The sequence below is a fragment of the Streptomyces milbemycinicus genome (assembly GCF_002154605.1).
In the GTDB taxonomy this organism is placed as follows: domain Bacteria; phylum Actinomycetota; class Actinomycetes; order Streptomycetales; family Streptomycetaceae; genus Streptomyces; species Streptomyces milbemycinicus.
The window spans coordinates 1-15,499 of the sequence record NZ_MUNE01000049.1; the positions used below are offsets into that span (position 1 = coordinate 1).

A 15,499-nucleotide genomic window follows, 5' to 3' on the forward strand; every position below is an offset into this window, starting at 1 on the left:
TCCCGCGGCGCGGCAGGCAGGAGGGACAGGTGTGAAGCCCCGGCCGGTTGGGCCGTCCACGCTCAGGCGGCACCCTGCCCCGCACGCCGACTCGCCGCCGGTCTCCCCGCGTCGGCGGACGGTTGCGAAGTCGTTCGGTGGCGAGGAGGCAGGCCAGGCGGGCGCCCTTGCGGGTGGCGGAGAGCAGGGCCGTGAAGTGGCGGGCGGTGGGCGGCGGTGCGGAAACGGAAGTGTCTGTTCGAGTGAAATGTCGGCTCACATCACTCAGCGTGGCCGCGCGCATCTAGGCTGAAAAGTAGCGACGCCAATACGGACGGTGACCGTCCGGTGGTGCTCCGGCTGCGGTCCGGCGCTTGTCCGGTCCGTACGCCGTGACGCGCGCTGGGCGGGCGACGTTGGGCACGGACACGTCGGAGGTGGCAGTCATGAGTGAGGTCCAGGGATTCGAAGAGGACGACAGCGGCGCGGTGTTGAGGGCGGTCGGCCGCCAGATCAAGCTGTGGCGTGAGGCGGCGGGGATGAAGCAGATGGAGTTGGGGGCGGCGATCGGTTACGGGGAGGAGTTGGTTTCGGCCGTCGAGCGGGCGCGGCGGATTCCCCGGCCGGAGTTCCTGGACAAGGCGGACCGCATCCGTGACTCCAAGCACCCCCACGGCCCCCAACTCGCCGTCACCCCAGCCGCCTGGACCGCCTTCCTCACCTACGCGGGCCGTCGCTGAAGGAGGCAGCTCAGTACTGCGTCGCGTTGCGGGACGGCAGGACATCGCGCAAGATCTAAATATCCGGAACATTCGCTTGGTCCGACGGCGCGGTTGCGGTGGGCTCACCGGCCGGGTCTGAAAGGAGCTGGCGGTGGCCGTACCGCGCATTTTCGGCATGGCCTTCGGCCTGGCCGGTCTCGGCGGCACCTGGGTGACCGCTGGTCAGGCTGGGCACGTTCCGGTGATCGTCGGAAGAGCCCTGATGGGACTGGCCGCTGTCGTGTGGCTGGTATCGGTGGGGTGGTATCTGCGCTACGTGTGCGGCGGCAGGGGGAGGCTCCGGGCCGACCTGGAGGACCCCGTGGCCAGTCCGTTCGCCTCCCTGGCGCTGATCGCCCCGATGCTGCTGGCGGCCCAGGGGCTGGCACCGTACAGCCTGACGGCGGGGAGGGTCCTGGTGGACGTCTTTCTCGTGCTGACCGTGTTGTTCGGCGGGTGGCTCACCGGACAGTGGATCTGCAGGCCCATGGAACTGGACCAGATGCACCCCGGCTACTACCTGCCCACGGTGGCCGGCGGTCTGGTTGCCTGCGCCAGCGCCGCGAAGGTGGGACAGACCCGGCTGGCCGAGGTCATGTTCGGCTTCGGTGTGATCTGCTGGTTCATCCTCGGTTCGATGATCGGGGGAAGGCTGTTCCACCGTCCGCGACTGCCCGCGCCGCTCCTGCCGACGATGGCGATCGAGGTGGCCCCCGCCGCCATCGCCAGCGTCGCCTACTTCGCACTCGACCAGGGCCGGGTGGATTTCATCGCGGCCGCGCTGGCCGGATACGGACTGCTGATGGTCATCGTCCAGCTCCGGCTGATCCCCCTCTACGCGCGCCTGCGGTTCTCGGTCGGCACGTGGGCCTTCACCTTCTCCTGGGCCGTGGTGGCCACCACCACGCTGCACTGGATCGATGCCGGCAAACCGGCGGGCCACCTCGTCTACACCTACCTCGTCCTCGCGGCCGTCACCGTCCTCATCGGTGCCATCGCGGCCCGGACCGTCCTGGCCCTGGCCCGTGGCGAACTGCTTACGCCCTCGTCGCCCGCCTCCGGCGCGAACAGCTCTTGAGCGTCCCGCGAAGATGGACGACAGGGCCTACGACCGTTCACCGCGGAAACAGGTCTCCCCATCGATGAGGATCTCGTCGGCGTCGTGACGCGCTGCGGCGACCGCGCCGTCGCGGTCGCCGGTCCAGCACCGGGCATGGCCGAGTTGGAGGGGCACGTTACTGTTCCCCGCTGTTTCCCGGCTGGAGGAGTTTGCCGAGGATCGCGCTCAGTTGGCCGCGCTCGTCGGGGGTGAGGACGCGGAAGGTGTCCTCCAGGAACGCGGGGATCGAGGCCTGGGCCTCGGCGAGCCTTCGGCGGCCCGAGTCGGTGATGGTGACCGCGTAGGAGCGCCGGTCGCGCGGGTTGCGCTCCCTGCGGATATGGCCCGACTGCTCCAGGTCGTCGCAGATGCTGACCATGACGCTGCGGTCGATCCGCAGTTCCTCGCTGAGTGCCTGCTGGGAGCAGGGGCCGACGGCGTCGAGCATCTGGAGCACGAGGTGTTGCCCGACGCCGAGCCCTTCCTCGGTGGCGTGCGCGTCGGCGGCGCGGGCGACGGCGGACGAGGCCCGGCACAGCGCGATGTCCAGCCGCTCGGTGGCGAGCTGCGCGAAGTACGCGGGCCGGGCCCGGTCGGTCGCCGCTCTGTTCGTGGTCGCCATCGCTCTCCTTCTCCGTGAGCCGTCAGTCTATCCCACATCCATCTCTCCAAAGATTGTTTGACAGCAGATGATTGGCGGCCATACGGTCACAATCGTCTGTCCACCAATTGTTTGGACTCAGATGGAGAGGGATCGTGACCCGAACAGACGGCCGCCCACAGGTGGCCCTGGTGTTGCTCTGCGCCGCGGTGTTCCTGGACTCGATGGACCTGTCGTTGATGGGCGTGGCCCTGCCAGCCATCGGGCGTGATCTGTCGCTCCGGGCGAGCACCCTGCAGTGGCTGATGTCCGGCTACGCGGTCGCCTACGGCGGCTTTCTGCTGCTCGGCGGCCGTATTGCCGACCTGTTCGGCCGCCGCCGGGTGTTCCTGCTGTCGCTGGCGGTGTTCGCGGTGGCGAGCCTGGCCGGTGGGCTCCTGTCGGACGGATGGCCGCTGGTGGTCACCCGGGTGATCAAGGGGCTGGCGGCCGCGCACACCGCCCCGGCGGCGCTGTCGCTGATCACCACCACCTTCGCCGAGGGGCCGCGGCGCAACCGGGCGCTGGGGGTCTACTCGCTGGCAGGGGCGACCGGATACACCGCGGGGCTGATCGCCTCGGGCCTGTTGACCGAGATCAGCTGGCGGCTGGTGTTCTTCCTGCCGGTCCCGATCGCCCTGCTGGTGCTGGCCGTCGCGCCGCTGGCGCTGCCGCGCGGCCCGCAGCCGCCGAAGGCGCGCGAGGGGTTCGACGCCGCCGGTGCCGTCGCGGTCACCGGCGGGGTGCTGCTGCTGGTGTTCGCGCTGACGGTGAAGAACTGGCCGGCCGGCGTCATGGCCGCGCTGCTGCTGGGCGCCTTCGTCGCCATCGAACGGCGGCGGCCCGCACCGCTGATCCCGCTTGAGGTGTTCAGGTCCGGGACGGTGGCCGCCGCCAACCTCGCGGCGCTGGCCTGGGCGTGCGCGACGATCGGCTGGCAGTTCGTCGCCGTCCTGTATCTGCAGCAGGAGCTCGACTACACCGCGCTGGCCACCGGGCTCGGGATCGTCCCGATGGGCGTGGCCATCGTCGTCGCCGCCAATCTGGCCGGCCGGCTGATCAGCCGGTGGGGCCTGGGGCGGGTGGCCGCCGCCGGGCTGCTGGGCCAGGGCGCGGGCATCCTGTTGTTCCTGCGGGCCGGGGACACCGGCGACTACGTGACGGCCTTGCTGCCCGCGCTGGTCGTGCACGGGGTCGGAAACGGGCTGTCCTTCCCGAGCCTCAACATCGCCGCCGTCGCCGGCCTGCCCGACGAGCGGCAGGGGCTGGCCTCCGGGCTGGTCACCTCCGCCGTCCAGATCGGCGCCGGGATCGGTGTGGCGGTGCTGGCGGCGGTGATGACGCTCGGCGGTTCCACATCGGCCGGCTACCGGATCGCCTTCCTGACAGCGAGCGGCTTCTCCCTGCTGGGCGCCCTGATCGCCGCCTCGGGCCTGCGCCTCCGCCGCCCCGCACCCGCTTCCGTACCCACCACCTCACCTTCCTGAGGAGCGTCATGACGCTGGATCTCACCCCTGACCAACTGCTGAGCACCACCCGCGCGGTACGCAAGCGCCTGGACCTCACCCGCCCGGTGCCTCGTGTCCTGATCGAGGAGTGCGTGGACCTGGCCGTACAGGCGCCCACCGGGCGCAACCGGCAGCGCTGGCACTTCCTCGTCGTCACCGAGCCGGAGCAGCGGCGGGCCGTGGCCGATATCTTTCTGCGCGCCCTGCCCCTGGTCACCGGGCAGCCGCTGACCGAGCGCGACATGTGGCGGATGAACTATCACGCCCGCTCCACCGAGCGGGTCTTCGACGGACTGCGGCACCTGGCCGACAACATCCATCGGGTGCCCGCGTTCGTCATCCCCGGTGTGGAGGGCCGGACCGACCGCGCCCCGGTGGCCGTGCAGGCGGGGGCGTGGGGGTCGATCCTGCCCGCCGTGTGGAGCTTCATGCTGGCCGCCCGGGCGCGTGGCCTGGGCACGGTGTGGACCACCGCGCAGGGGCCGCTCGAACGCGAGTTGGCCCAGGTGCTCGGCGTGCCGTACGAGGAGGTCATGCTGGCGGCGTTCATCCCGCTGGCCTTCACCATCGGCACCGATTTCAAGCCCGCTCCCCGTATCCCACGCGAGGAGGTCCTGCACTGGGACCGGTGGTGAGCGCACCTGCCGGGCCGCCCCTGCCGGGCCGCCCCTGCCGGGCCGCCCCTGCTCCGGCCATGCCCTGAACGTGGCCGGTCACCCTCGCGGACTGGCAGGATGGCGCGGACCGCAGAAGCGGACCGCAGAAGTGGGAGGGGCAGGGGCATGACCGTGCTCGTTTTGTCCGGCATCGTCGTGCTCGCCGTCGGAGGGTGTGTCTGCGTCGTGTGGGCGGCGCGGGGCGGCCCGCGTTGGGTGCGTACGGCGGCAACCACGACGTCGGCGGACGGCGAGTCGGCGCGCCGGGCCGGGAGCAAGGACCGCAGCCCGAGCCGGAGCTCGGACGACTACTTAGACCTGTCCAGCATCTGACGGTCATGCAGTCACCACGACGTGATGGATCTCCGAGTGGGGCGGATCAGGTCATGTGGCAGGGCCTGTGGAGTCACGGACGTTGAGGGTGGTCGCCAGCTGGAGGTGCCAGGAGGCGGGCTGGACGCCGTTCGCCATGCCGAGGGCGGTCTCGACGGCCATCCGGCCCATGCCGACGAGAGGCTGCCCGACGGACGTCAGCCGGGGGGTTGTCCATTGGGCCTGCGGCGTGTCGTCGAACCCGGTAACCGATAGATCCCCCGGGACGGTGATCTGGAGTTCATTGGCCGCAGCGAGCACCCCGACTGCGATTTCGTCGTTGCCCGCGACGATCGCGGTCGGCCGCTCGTCGAGCGCCAGCATGTCATGGGCGTGCTGAAGTCCCGCTTCGACGGAGAACGCGCCGTGGCGGATCATCGCGCCGTCCGGCGTGATGCCCGCCGAGTGCAGCGCGGCCTGGTACCCGTGGAAGCGCTCTGCCGAGGGAGTGGAACCCAGCGGGCCGCCGATCCAGGCGATCCTGTGGTGGCCCAGCCCGATGACGTGCTCGGTCGCCGAGCGACCCCCCGCCCAGTTGGTGGAACCGATGCTGGCGACACGCGAGTCGGTGGTGTCGATCGGGTCGATCGTCACCACCGGCAGCTCTGCATCCTCCGCGGCGAGGAGCACCGAGTCGGGCACGGCGGCGGCGAGCACGATGATGCCGACGACGCCGGACGCCTGCAGCTCCGCGATCCAGGCACGGGCCGCTGTACGGCTTGTGTCGATCCAGTCTTCGGGCGGCAGGCGCAGGAGGAGCTCGGCCTGCGCGGCGGTCGCGGCCGAGAGGATCCCTTGGAGCACCGTCCCGGCGTAGCGAGACTCGACTATGTCGAGCACAGTGACGAGCGTCCGCTCCCGCTGCGGATCCCGTCGCGCCGTCGTCGGCTTGTAGCCGAGCTCGGCGATGACACCAAGGACAAGGTCGCGCGTGTTCGCCGCCACGTCGCTGCGCCCGTTGAGGACCTTCGAGGCGGTCGCTGGCGAGACGCCGGCCAGCCGGGCGACGTCCGCGAGGGTGGCTCGTTCGGAACCGGATCGCCGACTCATCGTGACTCCGTTTCGTGGTCGAAACTTTTTCGATCCTAAGTACACGTTACACATGTGCCGACCCTGGCGTCGATTGCGTCCAAGGCATTGACGTGAGCAGATGGCGCCGAGTACGTTGCCGCGAGTTCCGAAAAGGTTCCGAAAAAGTTACGGGTCATCTCAAGGAGGAGGCGGCTCATGACGTTCCGCAAAAAGGCAAGACTCTCTTCCGCGGCGCTCGTGCTGACGCTCGTACTGGGCGCCTGCTCGAGTGGGTCGGCGGACGGCGGCGACGACCGGGTGAATCTCACCGTCTGGAGCTGGGACGACACGGTCGCGAAGGCCGTGCCTGGTTTCGAGGCGGCGAACCCGAACATCAAGGTCAAGGTGGTCAACGCCGGCTCGTCATTCGACGAGTACACGGCACTCGATAATGCGATCCAGGCCGGTTCCGGCGTGCCGGACCTTGCGATGTTCGAGTACTTCGCGGTGCCCTACTTTGCCATTCCTGGCAAGCTCGACAATCTCGGGGAATTCGGCGCCGATAAGCTCAAGAAGGACTACGTCGAGGCCGCGTGGAATGACGTGGCAGTCGATGGCAAGGTCTACGCGCTGCCTTCTGATTACGGTCCGTCGGTCATGTTCTACAACGAGGCCACTCTCAGAAAGGCCGGGGTGAAGAAACCTCCGGCCACGTGGGACGAGTACTACGAGGACGCCAAGAAGGTTCGCGCGCTCGGTGGCGACCACTACATCGCCCAGGACACCGGGGACCTCTTCTTCCTGCTCTCGCTCATCTGGCAGGCAGGCGGTCGCCCGTTCGAGGTGAACGGCACCAAGGTGCATATCGACTTCACGGATCCTGGCACAACCAAGGCCGTGGCGTTCTGGCAGAAGATGCTCGACGAAGGCTTGCTCAACACCAAGGTCACGGCGTGGTCTGACGACTGGAACCGCACCCTCAACGACGGAACTCTTGCCTCGCAGATCATGGGCGGCTGGCTGACCTCGTCACTGCCCCAGCGTGCACCCAAGGTCGCCGGCGACTTCAGAGTTGCGTTGATGCCGCAGTGGAAGCAGGGCGACGAGGTCGGGGCCGAGAACGGCGGAAGCGGCTTCGGTATCCCTGCGGCTGCCGCGCACAAGGACGCGGCGTTCAAGTTCCTCGAGTACTTCACGCACGGCGGCGGCCTCTCTTCCCGCGTCAAAGCGGGCGCCTTCGTCCCGAACACGTCGGTGTTGGCGAGCACGGACTCCCCGAGCAAGGTCGACAAGTACTTCGGTGGCCAGAAGGTCGGCCCCGTGCTGGCAAAGGCATCGAAGAGCGTCGCGCGCGGCTGGCAGTACCCACCGTTCTTCGAGTGGGCACGATCGACCTACGCCGACCTCGTATCGAAGTTCTACACCACAGGCAAGGGCTCACTCGCGGAAATCCTCGAGGAGTGGAGGAAGCGCATGACCAAGTATGGCAATGAGCAGGGTTTCGAGGTGGACTAGCGGCTCCCCGTCAGGGCAGCGTGAGGAAGCGAGCCCGGGCAAGGCAACGCACCGAAAGGAACACCGGTAATGGGCCACGCAGGCCGTCTCGACGTCACCACTGTGATGTCGCCAGATACAAAGCAGCGCCGGGGGCGGGCCGTAAAGCGCGGCAGGAAACAGGTCGGACTGGCGTTCATCGCGCCTTTCGGATTGTTGTTCATGTTCGTGTACATAGTGCCGATCGTCTACGCCGGCTACCTCAGCCTCTTCCAGCAGAAGCTGATCGGGGGCAACACGTTCACCGGGCTCGCCAACTACACCAAGCTGTTCCAAGATGCGCAGTTCTGGGACGGTGTGGGCCGGGTCTTCTGGTTCACACTCGTCCAGGTGCCGATCATGTTGATCCTCGCCATGGCGCTGGCGCTGGCGTTGGACTCCAGGCGTCTGCACGGCACCAAGTTCATGCGGGTGTCGATCTTCCTCCCCTATGCGGTGCCGGGCGTCGTGTCGACTCTCATGTGGGGATTCATGCTGGGCGTCAAATATGGCCTGTTCGGCAGCCTCAACAACGCTCTGGGCACGGATCTCAACCCCTTCACCCCCAGTACCACGCTCATCTCCATCGGGATGATGGTGACCTGGGCGTTCACCGGCTTCAACATGCTCATCTTCTACGCCGTGCTCAAGGCCGTCCCGCGTGAGTTGTACGAGGCTGCGGCCCTCGACGGGGCGAGCGAGTTTCAAGTGATCCGCAGAATCAAGCTACCGGCACTGCGAAGGTCCCTGGTCATCGCGATCATCTTCTCGATCATCGGCACGTTCCAGATTTTCAACGAGCCGCAGATCCTGCCGTCAATGGTAGCCAACAGCGGCATCACCAGCGACTACACGCCCAATCTGTACGCGTACAACCTGGCCTTCACCGGATCTCAGCAAGGCTATGCGGCAGCCCTCGCGCTCGTCATGGCTGCGATCACGATCGCGGTCGCCTACGCCGTCCAAATCAGAGGACTGAGGAATGCCTTCGATCACTAGTGTGCGAGCTGAATCCAGGGAAGTCGCGACCTCCGGCACATCGGTTCGTCATTACCGCAACCGCCGTCGCCTCTACACCGTGGAAAACCCCAAGAAGAGCGTAACTCTCACTGTCATGGCAGGGCTGTCCGCCCTGTACTGCCTGCTGCCGCTCGTGTGGCTGGTCATCAACGCAAGCAAGTCACAGGCCGACTTCGTCTCCACGTTCGGGCTCGCGCCCGGTCACAAGTTCGCCCTGTGGGACAACATCGTCGAGGTGTTCAGATACCAGGACGGCATTTTCTCCCGGTGGCTGCTCAACACCGTCCTCTACGTCGTCGTGGGCGCGGTCGTGTCGACGTTTCTGGCGGCCCTCGGCGGGTATGCCCTGGCGAAGCTCCACTTCAACGGCAAGCGCGTGGTCCTGTTCGTCATCCTGGGATCGATCGCGGTGCCGGGCATCGCCCTGGCGATCCCACAGTTCTTGCTGTTCGCGCATCTCGGCATCACCAACACCCCGTGGGCCGTTCTCATACCGAGTTTCATCAACCCCTTCGGGCTGTACCTGATGTGGGTGTACACGGCCGAAGCCGTGCCGACGGAGCTGCTCGAAGCCGCAAAGGTCGACGGCGCCGGTGAGTTCAGGACCTTCATTCAGATTGCGCTCCCGATGCTCGCACCGGCAAGCGTGACGGTCCTGCTCTTCTCGTTCGTATCGATCTGGAACAACTACTTCCTACCGCTGGTCATGCTCAAGGATCCCAACTGGTATCCACTGACCATCGGACTCAACGGATGGAACAAGCTGGGATCGACCGCGGGGAGCGGTGCTCTCGTCCAGAATCTCGTGCTCACAGCCTCGCTGCTGACGATCATACCGCTGATCATCGCGTTCCTCAGTCTGCAGCGGTATTGGCAGTCAGGCGTGTCGCTCGGCGCCGTCAAGGGCTAGGGCGACGCTTCAGCGGCCTGATATCGACCTCGGACCGGCATTGACAACCCGGCCGCTGCGCGCGACCTGGCGTTCAGACTGGCGCGGGCGTCGGCACCGCGCGAAGTCGACCGTCTTCCATGAACGACTCTGCGAAGAAATGAGACCATGACAAACGACGCTCTGAGCGAACCTCGGTTCCGGATCGACGGCCATCTGCGCGACGAGAGCGCGCTGCCGCACATCTGGGCAGAGTGCGTCGGCGCCGGACGAGCGAATGAGGCATTGCGCGCAGACTGGCAACAGCAGTTCAGCGAGGCTGTCGATGCCTGCGGATTCCGTTACATCCGCTTCCACGGCATCTTTCACGACGACATGTTCGTGTACCGGGAGACCTATGGTCACGGGTTCGGCCCGAACACGCCCCTGGCCTCCCCGGTGTACACCTTCAGCTACGTCGACAAGGTGTTCGACTTCATCCTGGAGACCGGCGCTCGTCCCTTCGTTGAGCTGGGATTCATGCCACGCGAGTTGGCGACGGAACACGAGACGGTGTTCTGGTGGGGTGCTCACTGCAGCCCACCCAAGGACATGGCGCGCTGGGTCGAGCTGGTGACGCGTTCGGTCGAACACTGGATCGACCGGTACGGTCTCGCGGAGGTGCGTGAATGGCGATTCGAGGTGTGGAATGAACCCAACCTGGTTCCGCACTTTTGGACGGGAACGAAGACGGAGTACTTCGAACTCTACGAACATACTGTGACGGCGATCAAGAATATCGATCCCGAATTGAAGGTGGGCGGGCCCGCAACGAGCGTCTTCGTGCCCGACGACCGCTACAAGGGCGAAGTCGAGGACCGTTCGGCGACGCACGAAACGGCCATCGCGTCCGACGTGGACGCCCTCGACTGGCGCCCGGTGTGGATCGAAGACTTCATCGACTGGTGCGCGAAGCGCAAAATTCCGGTCGACTTCATCTCGACTCACCTGTACCCGACCGATTTCGCGTACGGCGCCGACGGCCAGGCGGTCCACATCTCCCGATACGCCGATGCGACGTTCGACGACCTGGTCCTTCTCCGCGATCTTGTGGCGAACAGTGCCTATCCGGACGCAGAGATCCATATCACGGAGTGGTCGACCTCGCCGTCTGCCCGCGACTTCATCCATGACACACTGTTCGCGGCGACGTACATCACGCGGGCATACCTGAAATGTGCCACCCTCGCCGACTCGATCGCCTACTGGACCTTCACGGACGTGTTCGAGGAGGGAGGAGCCGGGCTCGGTCCGTTTCACGGCGGGTTCGGCCTTGTGAACGAGGCCGGAATTCACAAACCGACATTCCACGCGTTCACCATGCTCCGACGGCTGGGTGACCGACTACTCCTCGCGACGTCCGACGGCGTCGTGACCCGGGACAGCCAGACATCGGCTGTGTCGGCGCTGTTCTTCAACTACCCCGATGAGATGGCTATGAGGGCTGTCGGCTCGGCGAACTCGTATCCAGCGACGCGCGCGCTGGCCGAGAAGGGGCCGAACCGAAGGATCCGCCACTCGATCGGTGAACTCAAGCCGGGGACCACGTTCCTCGTCGAGATCATGGACTGGGAGCACGGGAACGTCGCCGAGGCTTGGCACCAGCTCGGATCTCCCCTCAATTTGTCTCGGGCGGAGAGCAATTACTTGAGCGCTGTCGCCGACTCACTCCGCACTTTCACGCTGACTGTGCCCGACAATGGCGTGCTCGAGATCGATGTGGACCTCTCGCCGTGGGCGGTGATGTCGGTGAGGCAGGCGGCGTGAGATCCGCCCGCCGAGGGGGCACGGCAGGGACCGGCGCCGGCGCGTACGCCGGGTCAGGTGGCGGCGGTGAGCGCCGCGATGACCACCACCGTGGCGTACCGCATCGTGAAGCCGCCCCCCATCGCGTCGATCGCGGCCCCGGTGCCGCTCAGCAGTTCCGCCAGCTTGGCCGGTGGCAGCCGGCTCGCGTCGCCGCCGGTACGGAGCTGATCCAGCCACTCCTCCCGGGTGTAGCCGCGCTCCCAGTCGAACTGCCGCCGCTCCGGCTCGCCGAACGCGCCTGTCTGCCGTATCCCGTCGACCGCCCTGGTGAACAGCGTCGAGTAGGGGTCGAGCGCGGACTTCGCCCAGGGGTTGCGGGGCGAGTCGGGCAGGACCCGGCGGTAGATCTCGGCGAAGGCTTCCGCGATATCGGGCGAGGGCTGGAATACGTTCCAGAACACGGCCAGTTGGCCGCCGGGCCGTAGCACCTCGGCCGCCTTGGCCGCTCCCGCGACCGGGTCGATCCAGTGCCAGGTCTGGCCGGCGATGACCGCGTCGAAGGTCCGGCCTGCCGGGTCCCATGCCTCGAAGGCCGCCACCTCGACATCGAGCTCGCCGCCGTCGAGCCCGCCGCCGCGGCGGGCGAACTCGGCCATACGGGCGTCCACATCGACGCCCAGCACCGTGCAGCCGGCCGCCTGGAACTGCCGGGCGGCGATGCCGGTCCCGACGCCGACATCGAGGACGTCGGGCCCGGGGCTCGCGGCGGTGATCGCTGCGGTGATCGCGGAGGTGATCGCGTCCACCATGGCGTCGGGGTAGCGGGGCCGGGCCCGGTCGTAGCGTTCGGCGTCCGAGCCGAACGACTCCGCCATCTCGCGGGCGTGATGGGACTCGCGTTGCGAATGAGGGGCTTGCTCGGATTCGTTAGTGGGCATGTGCCCACTATGAGTGGGCGATCGCCCACTCGTCAACCGGGTACAGTCCCCCCGAGGTGAGAAGGAGGTGCGGTCCATGCCGACCGGGGTGGCCCTGCGCGATGCGCGCGAGCAGCTGTTCGGCGCCGCCGAGCGCGTACTGCTCCGTGACGGGCCCAGCGCGCTGACCAGCCGGGCGGTCACCACGGAGGCGGGCTGCGCCAAGGGGGTCCTGCACCGGCACTTCGCCGACTTCGACGCCTTCCTCGCCGAGCTCGTGCTCGACCGCATCGCCCGGCTCGACCACCAGGCCGCCGCCCTGCGCGAGTCCGCGGGGACCGGCTCTGTCGCCGACAACCTCACCCGCGCGCTGATGGAGCTGTTCGGGTCGGTCGCCGTGGCCGTCGTCAGCCTCGTCATCTCCCGCGACGACCTGCGCGCCCGGCTGCGCGAGACCAGGCCGACCGGGATCCCGTTGCTGACCGAGGCGGCGGGCATGGTCGCCGGCTACCTCGCCGCCGAGCGCGACCTGGGGCGTATCGCGGCGGACGCGGACCTCGACACGCTCGCCCCCACGCTGATCGGGGCCGTACATCTGCTGTTCGCCGACCGGAAGGGCACCCCGCCCGAGGCCGACGCCGTCCGCAAGGTCGTGACCACGGTCATCGCCGGGGCCTGAATCCCCGCTCGGCGGCTCTACGGCCCGACCACCGGCGTCCACTCCCGCACCCGTACCACCTCGACCCCTGCCACGCCGTAGTACGGATCCGCCTCCAGGATCCGGTCCAGGCGCTCCCGCTCCACGTCGAAGACGAGGAGCGCGCCAGTGTCGTCGGCCCACGGCCCGGCCGCCACCAGTTCGCCCGCCTCGCGCAGGGCGGCGTCGACGGGGACGGAGAAGCGGGTGGTGTCCATGTTGCGCATGCGTTTGGAGGTGTCCAAGGTCAGCCCCTGACCGGGCCGGCCGCGGCTTCGGCCTCGGGCCCGCTGGTGTGTCCGACGGTCCGTACTCCGAAGTGGGCCAGCAGCGGTACGCAGGAGCGGCAGGGCGGGGCGTAGCTGCCGTGCCGGGGGTCGCCGGCCTCGCGGATCCGGCGGGTGGTGATCTTGGCGTGTTTGAAGGCGCGGCGGGCCTCGCCGTGGGTGAGCGGTTTGCGGGCGGCGCGCTTGGAGCGGTTGGCCTCGACGCTGGTCAGATGGCGGGAGAGCAGGATCGCCTCGGGGCAGCGGCCGGTGAATCGCTCGCGCTGGGCGCTGGTGAGGGTGTCCAGGAAGTCCTGGACCAGGGGGTGCAGCGGGGGTGGCTGGTCGCCTTTGCTCGCGGTGCTGGTGAGCGTGTCGCCGCGGACGGAGAGCGCGGCGGCGACGGTCGGCAGGATGCCGTCGCGGCGGTGGAGGAGCGGCGGTGGTCCGGCCGCGCCGTCGGTGTCGCTCCAGCTGAGCCGTGGGTCGCTCTGGCCGGGCGCGGCGGCGTCGTGGCCGCTTGGCGTGGTGTGCATCTCCTGCGTTCCCTCCCGTTCCCTCCCTGCGCAATCCGCGCGCAATCCCCGCGCAATCCCCCGGTTGCGAAGATCAGCCTGCCAAATGTGGCGCGTGGTGCGAAAGTCCGGGGGTGGCCGGTGCGGGCCGGGCGGGAGGTCGGCAGGGTGCCCGGCGTCGGGGGTCGGTCGCGCGCGGTCGGGCGCGGCGGGGTCCGGGTCCGCGGTACCGCATAGTCTGTCCGTACCAGCCAGCAGCAGCAGGGGGCATCCGCCATGACGACAGGTCGGCTCGGGCAGCATGCCGCGCCACCGAACACGGCCTACGCCGGGCAGGTCGTGCACTTCCCGGACCCGGTGAGGGCCGCCCGGCACCCCAAGGGCGTTCGGGTGGACGAAAACGGCTATCCGGACTTTACGTCCTATGCGCGCGCGGCGGTCGAAATAGCCGAGCCGCCCGAGGGGTTCGGCGTCGACGAGCTGCGGCTGACGGACTTCGTCTCCGCCAATGCCGCGCAGCACGCCGTCGGCCACGACCTGTGGGACGGCTCGTCGAGCGTGGCCACCCCGCACGGCTGGACCTGGCACCACGTCGTCGGCACCCGCCGCCTGGAGCTGATCCCGGTGGAGGTGAAGGCGCTGCTGCGGCACCACGGCGGGCTCGCGACGGCCGCCGTCGACCAGGACAAGCGCGGCACCCGGCCGCTGCAGGAGACCCGGCCGGTGCACTTCGGGCTGCCCAAGCGCGGGATTTCGGTCACCGAGGAGCAGGTGCTCGGCGTCGAGGAGGACCTGGGCTACCGGCTGCCCGGTGCGTACCGGGCGTTCCTCAAGGCGGCGGGCGGCTGCGCGCCGGTCGGCGCGGCGCTGGACCCGGAGCTCGGCCTCCTCGTCGACCAGCCGTTCTTCACGGTGCGGGACGAGGCCGCGGTCAACGACTTGGTGTATGTGAACAAATGCCTGCGCGACCACTTCACCAAGGACTTCCTCGGGGTGGGCTTCGTACAGGGCGGGGTGATCGCGGTGAAGGTGAAGGGCGACGCGATCGGCTCGGTGTGGTTCTGCGCGTACGACGATGCGCGGGACCGCGACGGCTGGACGGTGCAGGACCGGGTCGAGCACCTGATGCTGCCGTGCGGGGACGACTTCGACGCGTTCCTGCTGCGGCTCGCGGGCAACCCGCCGGAGTTGGAGACCGTGGCCAACCTGATGGTGGAGGGCGGCTTCGCGTACGCCGTCCCGGTGGAGGGGTGAGCGCGATGGTGACCTTCGCACAGGCGCAGGAGCGCGCGGAGCTGTGGATCAACGGCGATGTGGCCGCCTATCAGCAGCGTGAGGTGCGGGTGCGCGAGTTCGACCTGGGCTTTGTGGCCTGGGCCGAGGACCGCGCCGACGGACCGGTCTCGGACGCGTCCTCCGAGGGTGCCCGGCTGGTCATCGCCCGCGACAGCGGGGACACGACCTTGTGGCCGGCGCTGCCGGTGGGTGAGGTCATCCGCCGGTACGAGGAGGAGTACGGGGCCTCCGGTGGGGGCCAGGAGAGCACGGGCGCGCGGCCGCAGCGAATCGACTTGAACGCGACGTCCTTCCTGCTGACGCCGCCGGACTGGCTACAGGAGGCGGCGGACGCGCGCGGCATCCCCGACCAGCGGTCGGGTGGCGGCGGCGGCAGCGGCGGTGACGGGGGCGGCGGTGCTTCCGGGGCGGGCCCCGGTGCGGGAGCGGGCTCCGGTGCGGCGGCGTCTTCGGCGGGCGGTTCCGCTGCGGGCGAGTCGTCGGAAGCGGTGGACGACTGGCCGGGGGCGCAGGCCTCGGCGGCGTCGGGTTCGTACGGCGGTGGTGCGGGGG

16 protein-coding genes and 1 pseudogene are annotated in these 15,499 nt (G+C 68.4%); 12 read left to right on the plus strand and 5 right to left on the minus strand.

The features are described from left to right. The first annotated feature begins 425 nt into the window (after positions 1-425). Positions 426-719: a DUF397 domain-containing protein gene (locus tag CCN51_RS04600; protein ID WP_014179162.1), complete on the plus strand. Its 294-nt coding sequence runs from the start codon at positions 426-428 to the stop codon at positions 717-719. Positions 720-852: 133 nt separating this feature from the next. Continuing rightward, a complete protein-coding gene (locus tag CCN51_RS04605) occupies positions 853-1,818 on the plus strand; it encodes a TDT family transporter (RefSeq protein ID WP_014179163.1) in 966 nt (321 codons plus the stop codon). A gap of 157 nt (positions 1,819-1,975) precedes the next feature. On the opposite strand, the gene CCN51_RS04610 is transcribed toward CCN51_RS04605, so the two are convergent. Further along, a complete protein-coding gene (locus CCN51_RS04610) occupies positions 1,976-2,461 on the minus strand; it encodes a MarR family winged helix-turn-helix transcriptional regulator (RefSeq protein ID WP_014179165.1) in 486 nt (161 codons plus the stop codon). A gap of 134 nt (positions 2,462-2,595) precedes the next feature. Here CCN51_RS04610 and CCN51_RS04615 point away from each other — a divergent pair, with 134 nt between their 5' ends. The 3 genes from CCN51_RS04615 to CCN51_RS04625 all read left to right on the plus strand — a co-directional run bounded on the left by CCN51_RS04615 (position 2,596) and on the right by CCN51_RS04625 (position 4,976). Beyond that, positions 2,596-3,966 (plus strand): MFS transporter, encoded by a 1,371-nt coding sequence (locus CCN51_RS04615; RefSeq protein ID WP_014179166.1) that lies wholly within the window; start codon positions 2,596-2,598, stop codon positions 3,964-3,966. A gap of 8 nt (positions 3,967-3,974) precedes the next feature. Next, on the plus strand, positions 3,975-4,622 hold the full coding sequence (locus tag CCN51_RS04620; protein WP_014179167.1) for a nitroreductase family protein: 648 nt from the start codon (positions 3,975-3,977) through the stop codon (positions 4,620-4,622). 147 nt (positions 4,623-4,769) lie between these two features. Then, positions 4,770-4,976 (plus strand): hypothetical protein, encoded by a 207-nt coding sequence (locus tag CCN51_RS04625; RefSeq protein ID WP_014179168.1) that lies wholly within the window; start codon positions 4,770-4,772, stop codon positions 4,974-4,976. A gap of 51 nt (positions 4,977-5,027) precedes the next feature. Here CCN51_RS04625 and CCN51_RS04630 read toward each other — a convergent pair whose 3' ends face one another. Continuing rightward, a complete protein-coding gene (locus tag CCN51_RS04630) occupies positions 5,028-6,065 on the minus strand; it encodes a LacI family DNA-binding transcriptional regulator (protein WP_014179169.1) in 1,038 nt (345 codons plus the stop codon). Positions 6,066-6,242: 177 nt separating this feature from the next. Between CCN51_RS04630 and CCN51_RS04635 the strand changes: the two genes are divergently transcribed. From CCN51_RS04635 to CCN51_RS04650, 4 genes are all read left to right on the plus strand, one after another. Continuing rightward, the gene (locus tag CCN51_RS04635; RefSeq protein ID WP_014179170.1) at positions 6,243-7,541 is read left to right on the plus strand and encodes an ABC transporter substrate-binding protein; all 1,299 of its coding nucleotides are present in this window, start codon (positions 6,243-6,245) and stop codon (positions 7,539-7,541) included. Positions 7,542-7,610: 69 nt separating this feature from the next. Continuing rightward, positions 7,611-8,558 (plus strand): carbohydrate ABC transporter permease, encoded by a 948-nt coding sequence (locus CCN51_RS04640; protein WP_014179171.1) that lies wholly within the window; start codon positions 7,611-7,613, stop codon positions 8,556-8,558. Further along, positions 8,542-9,489 (plus strand): carbohydrate ABC transporter permease, encoded by a 948-nt coding sequence (locus tag CCN51_RS04645; protein ID WP_078610621.1) that lies wholly within the window; start codon positions 8,542-8,544, stop codon positions 9,487-9,489. Before CCN51_RS04640 ends, CCN51_RS04645 begins: the two co-directional genes overlap by 17 nt. 147 nt (positions 9,490-9,636) lie before the next feature. Continuing rightward, the gene (locus CCN51_RS04650) at positions 9,637-11,274 is read left to right on the plus strand and encodes a GH39 family glycosyl hydrolase (protein WP_014179173.1); all 1,638 of its coding nucleotides are present in this window, start codon (positions 9,637-9,639) and stop codon (positions 11,272-11,274) included. A 53-nt stretch (positions 11,275-11,327) separates the two neighbouring features. Here the strand turns inward: CCN51_RS04650 and CCN51_RS04655 are convergent, their stop codons facing one another. Next, entirely contained in the window at positions 11,328-12,194 is an 867-nt protein-coding gene (locus CCN51_RS04655) for a class I SAM-dependent methyltransferase (protein ID WP_106436427.1), read from the minus strand. A 76-nt stretch (positions 12,195-12,270) separates the two neighbouring features. On the opposite strand from CCN51_RS04655, the gene CCN51_RS04660 reads away from it, so the two are divergent. Further along, positions 12,271-12,852: a TetR/AcrR family transcriptional regulator gene (locus CCN51_RS04660; RefSeq protein ID WP_014179175.1), complete on the plus strand. Its 582-nt coding sequence runs from the start codon at positions 12,271-12,273 to the stop codon at positions 12,850-12,852. A 17-nt stretch (positions 12,853-12,869) separates the two neighbouring features. Here the strand turns inward: CCN51_RS04660 and CCN51_RS04665 are convergent, their stop codons facing one another. Further along, positions 12,870-13,115: a YciI family protein gene (locus tag CCN51_RS04665; protein ID WP_425444744.1), complete on the minus strand. Its 246-nt coding sequence runs from the start codon at positions 13,113-13,115 to the stop codon at positions 12,870-12,872. A 2-nt stretch (positions 13,116-13,117) separates the two neighbouring features. Beyond that, positions 13,118-13,672 carry a YwqJ-related putative deaminase gene (locus tag CCN51_RS04670; protein ID WP_014176934.1) on the minus strand — a complete coding sequence of 185 codons (555 nt, stop codon included), beginning with the start codon at positions 13,670-13,672 and terminating at the stop codon, positions 13,118-13,120. 255 nt (positions 13,673-13,927) lie between these two features. On the opposite strand from CCN51_RS04670, the gene CCN51_RS04675 reads away from it, so the two are divergent. Together CCN51_RS04675 and CCN51_RS04680 are read left to right on the plus strand one after the other, a co-directional pair. Further along, entirely contained in the window at positions 13,928-14,905 is a 978-nt protein-coding gene (locus CCN51_RS04675; RefSeq protein WP_014176933.1) for an SMI1/KNR4 family protein, read from the plus strand. A gap of 5 nt (positions 14,906-14,910) precedes the next feature. Next, positions 14,911-15,499: pseudogene (locus tag CCN51_RS04680) on the plus strand (SUKH-4 family immunity protein); the annotation flags it as partial.

What these genes read in the sequence shown, in the direction of transcription:
- CCN51_RS04655 (WP_106436427.1), bottom strand. Translation starts at nt 12,194, where the DNA reads ATGCCCACTAACGAATCCGAGCAAGCCCCTCATTCGCAACGCGAGTCC.
- CCN51_RS04670 (WP_014176934.1), bottom strand. Translation starts at nt 13,672, where the DNA reads ATGCACACCACGCCAAGCGGCCACGACGCCGCCGCGCCCGGCCAGAGC.
- CCN51_RS04625 (WP_014179168.1), top strand. Translation starts at nt 4,770, where the DNA reads ATGACCGTGCTCGTTTTGTCCGGCATCGTCGTGCTCGCCGTCGGAGGG.
- CCN51_RS04630 (WP_014179169.1), bottom strand. Translation starts at nt 6,065, where the DNA reads ATGAGTCGGCGATCCGGTTCCGAACGAGCCACCCTCGCGGACGTCGCC.
- CCN51_RS04620 (WP_014179167.1), top strand. Translation starts at nt 3,975, where the DNA reads ATGACGCTGGATCTCACCCCTGACCAACTGCTGAGCACCACCCGCGCG.
- CCN51_RS04650 (WP_014179173.1), top strand. Translation starts at nt 9,637, where the DNA reads ATGACAAACGACGCTCTGAGCGAACCTCGGTTCCGGATCGACGGCCAT.
- CCN51_RS04600 (WP_014179162.1), top strand. Translation starts at nt 426, where the DNA reads ATGAGTGAGGTCCAGGGATTCGAAGAGGACGACAGCGGCGCGGTGTTG.
- CCN51_RS04635 (WP_014179170.1), top strand. Translation starts at nt 6,243, where the DNA reads ATGACGTTCCGCAAAAAGGCAAGACTCTCTTCCGCGGCGCTCGTGCTG.
- CCN51_RS04645 (WP_078610621.1), top strand. Translation starts at nt 8,542, where the DNA reads ATGCCTTCGATCACTAGTGTGCGAGCTGAATCCAGGGAAGTCGCGACC.
- CCN51_RS04660 (WP_014179175.1), top strand. Translation starts at nt 12,271, where the DNA reads ATGCCGACCGGGGTGGCCCTGCGCGATGCGCGCGAGCAGCTGTTCGGC.
- CCN51_RS04675 (WP_014176933.1), top strand. Translation starts at nt 13,928, where the DNA reads ATGACGACAGGTCGGCTCGGGCAGCATGCCGCGCCACCGAACACGGCC.
- CCN51_RS04640 (WP_014179171.1), top strand. Translation starts at nt 7,611, where the DNA reads ATGGGCCACGCAGGCCGTCTCGACGTCACCACTGTGATGTCGCCAGAT.
- CCN51_RS04610 (WP_014179165.1), bottom strand. Translation starts at nt 2,461, where the DNA reads ATGGCGACCACGAACAGAGCGGCGACCGACCGGGCCCGGCCCGCGTAC.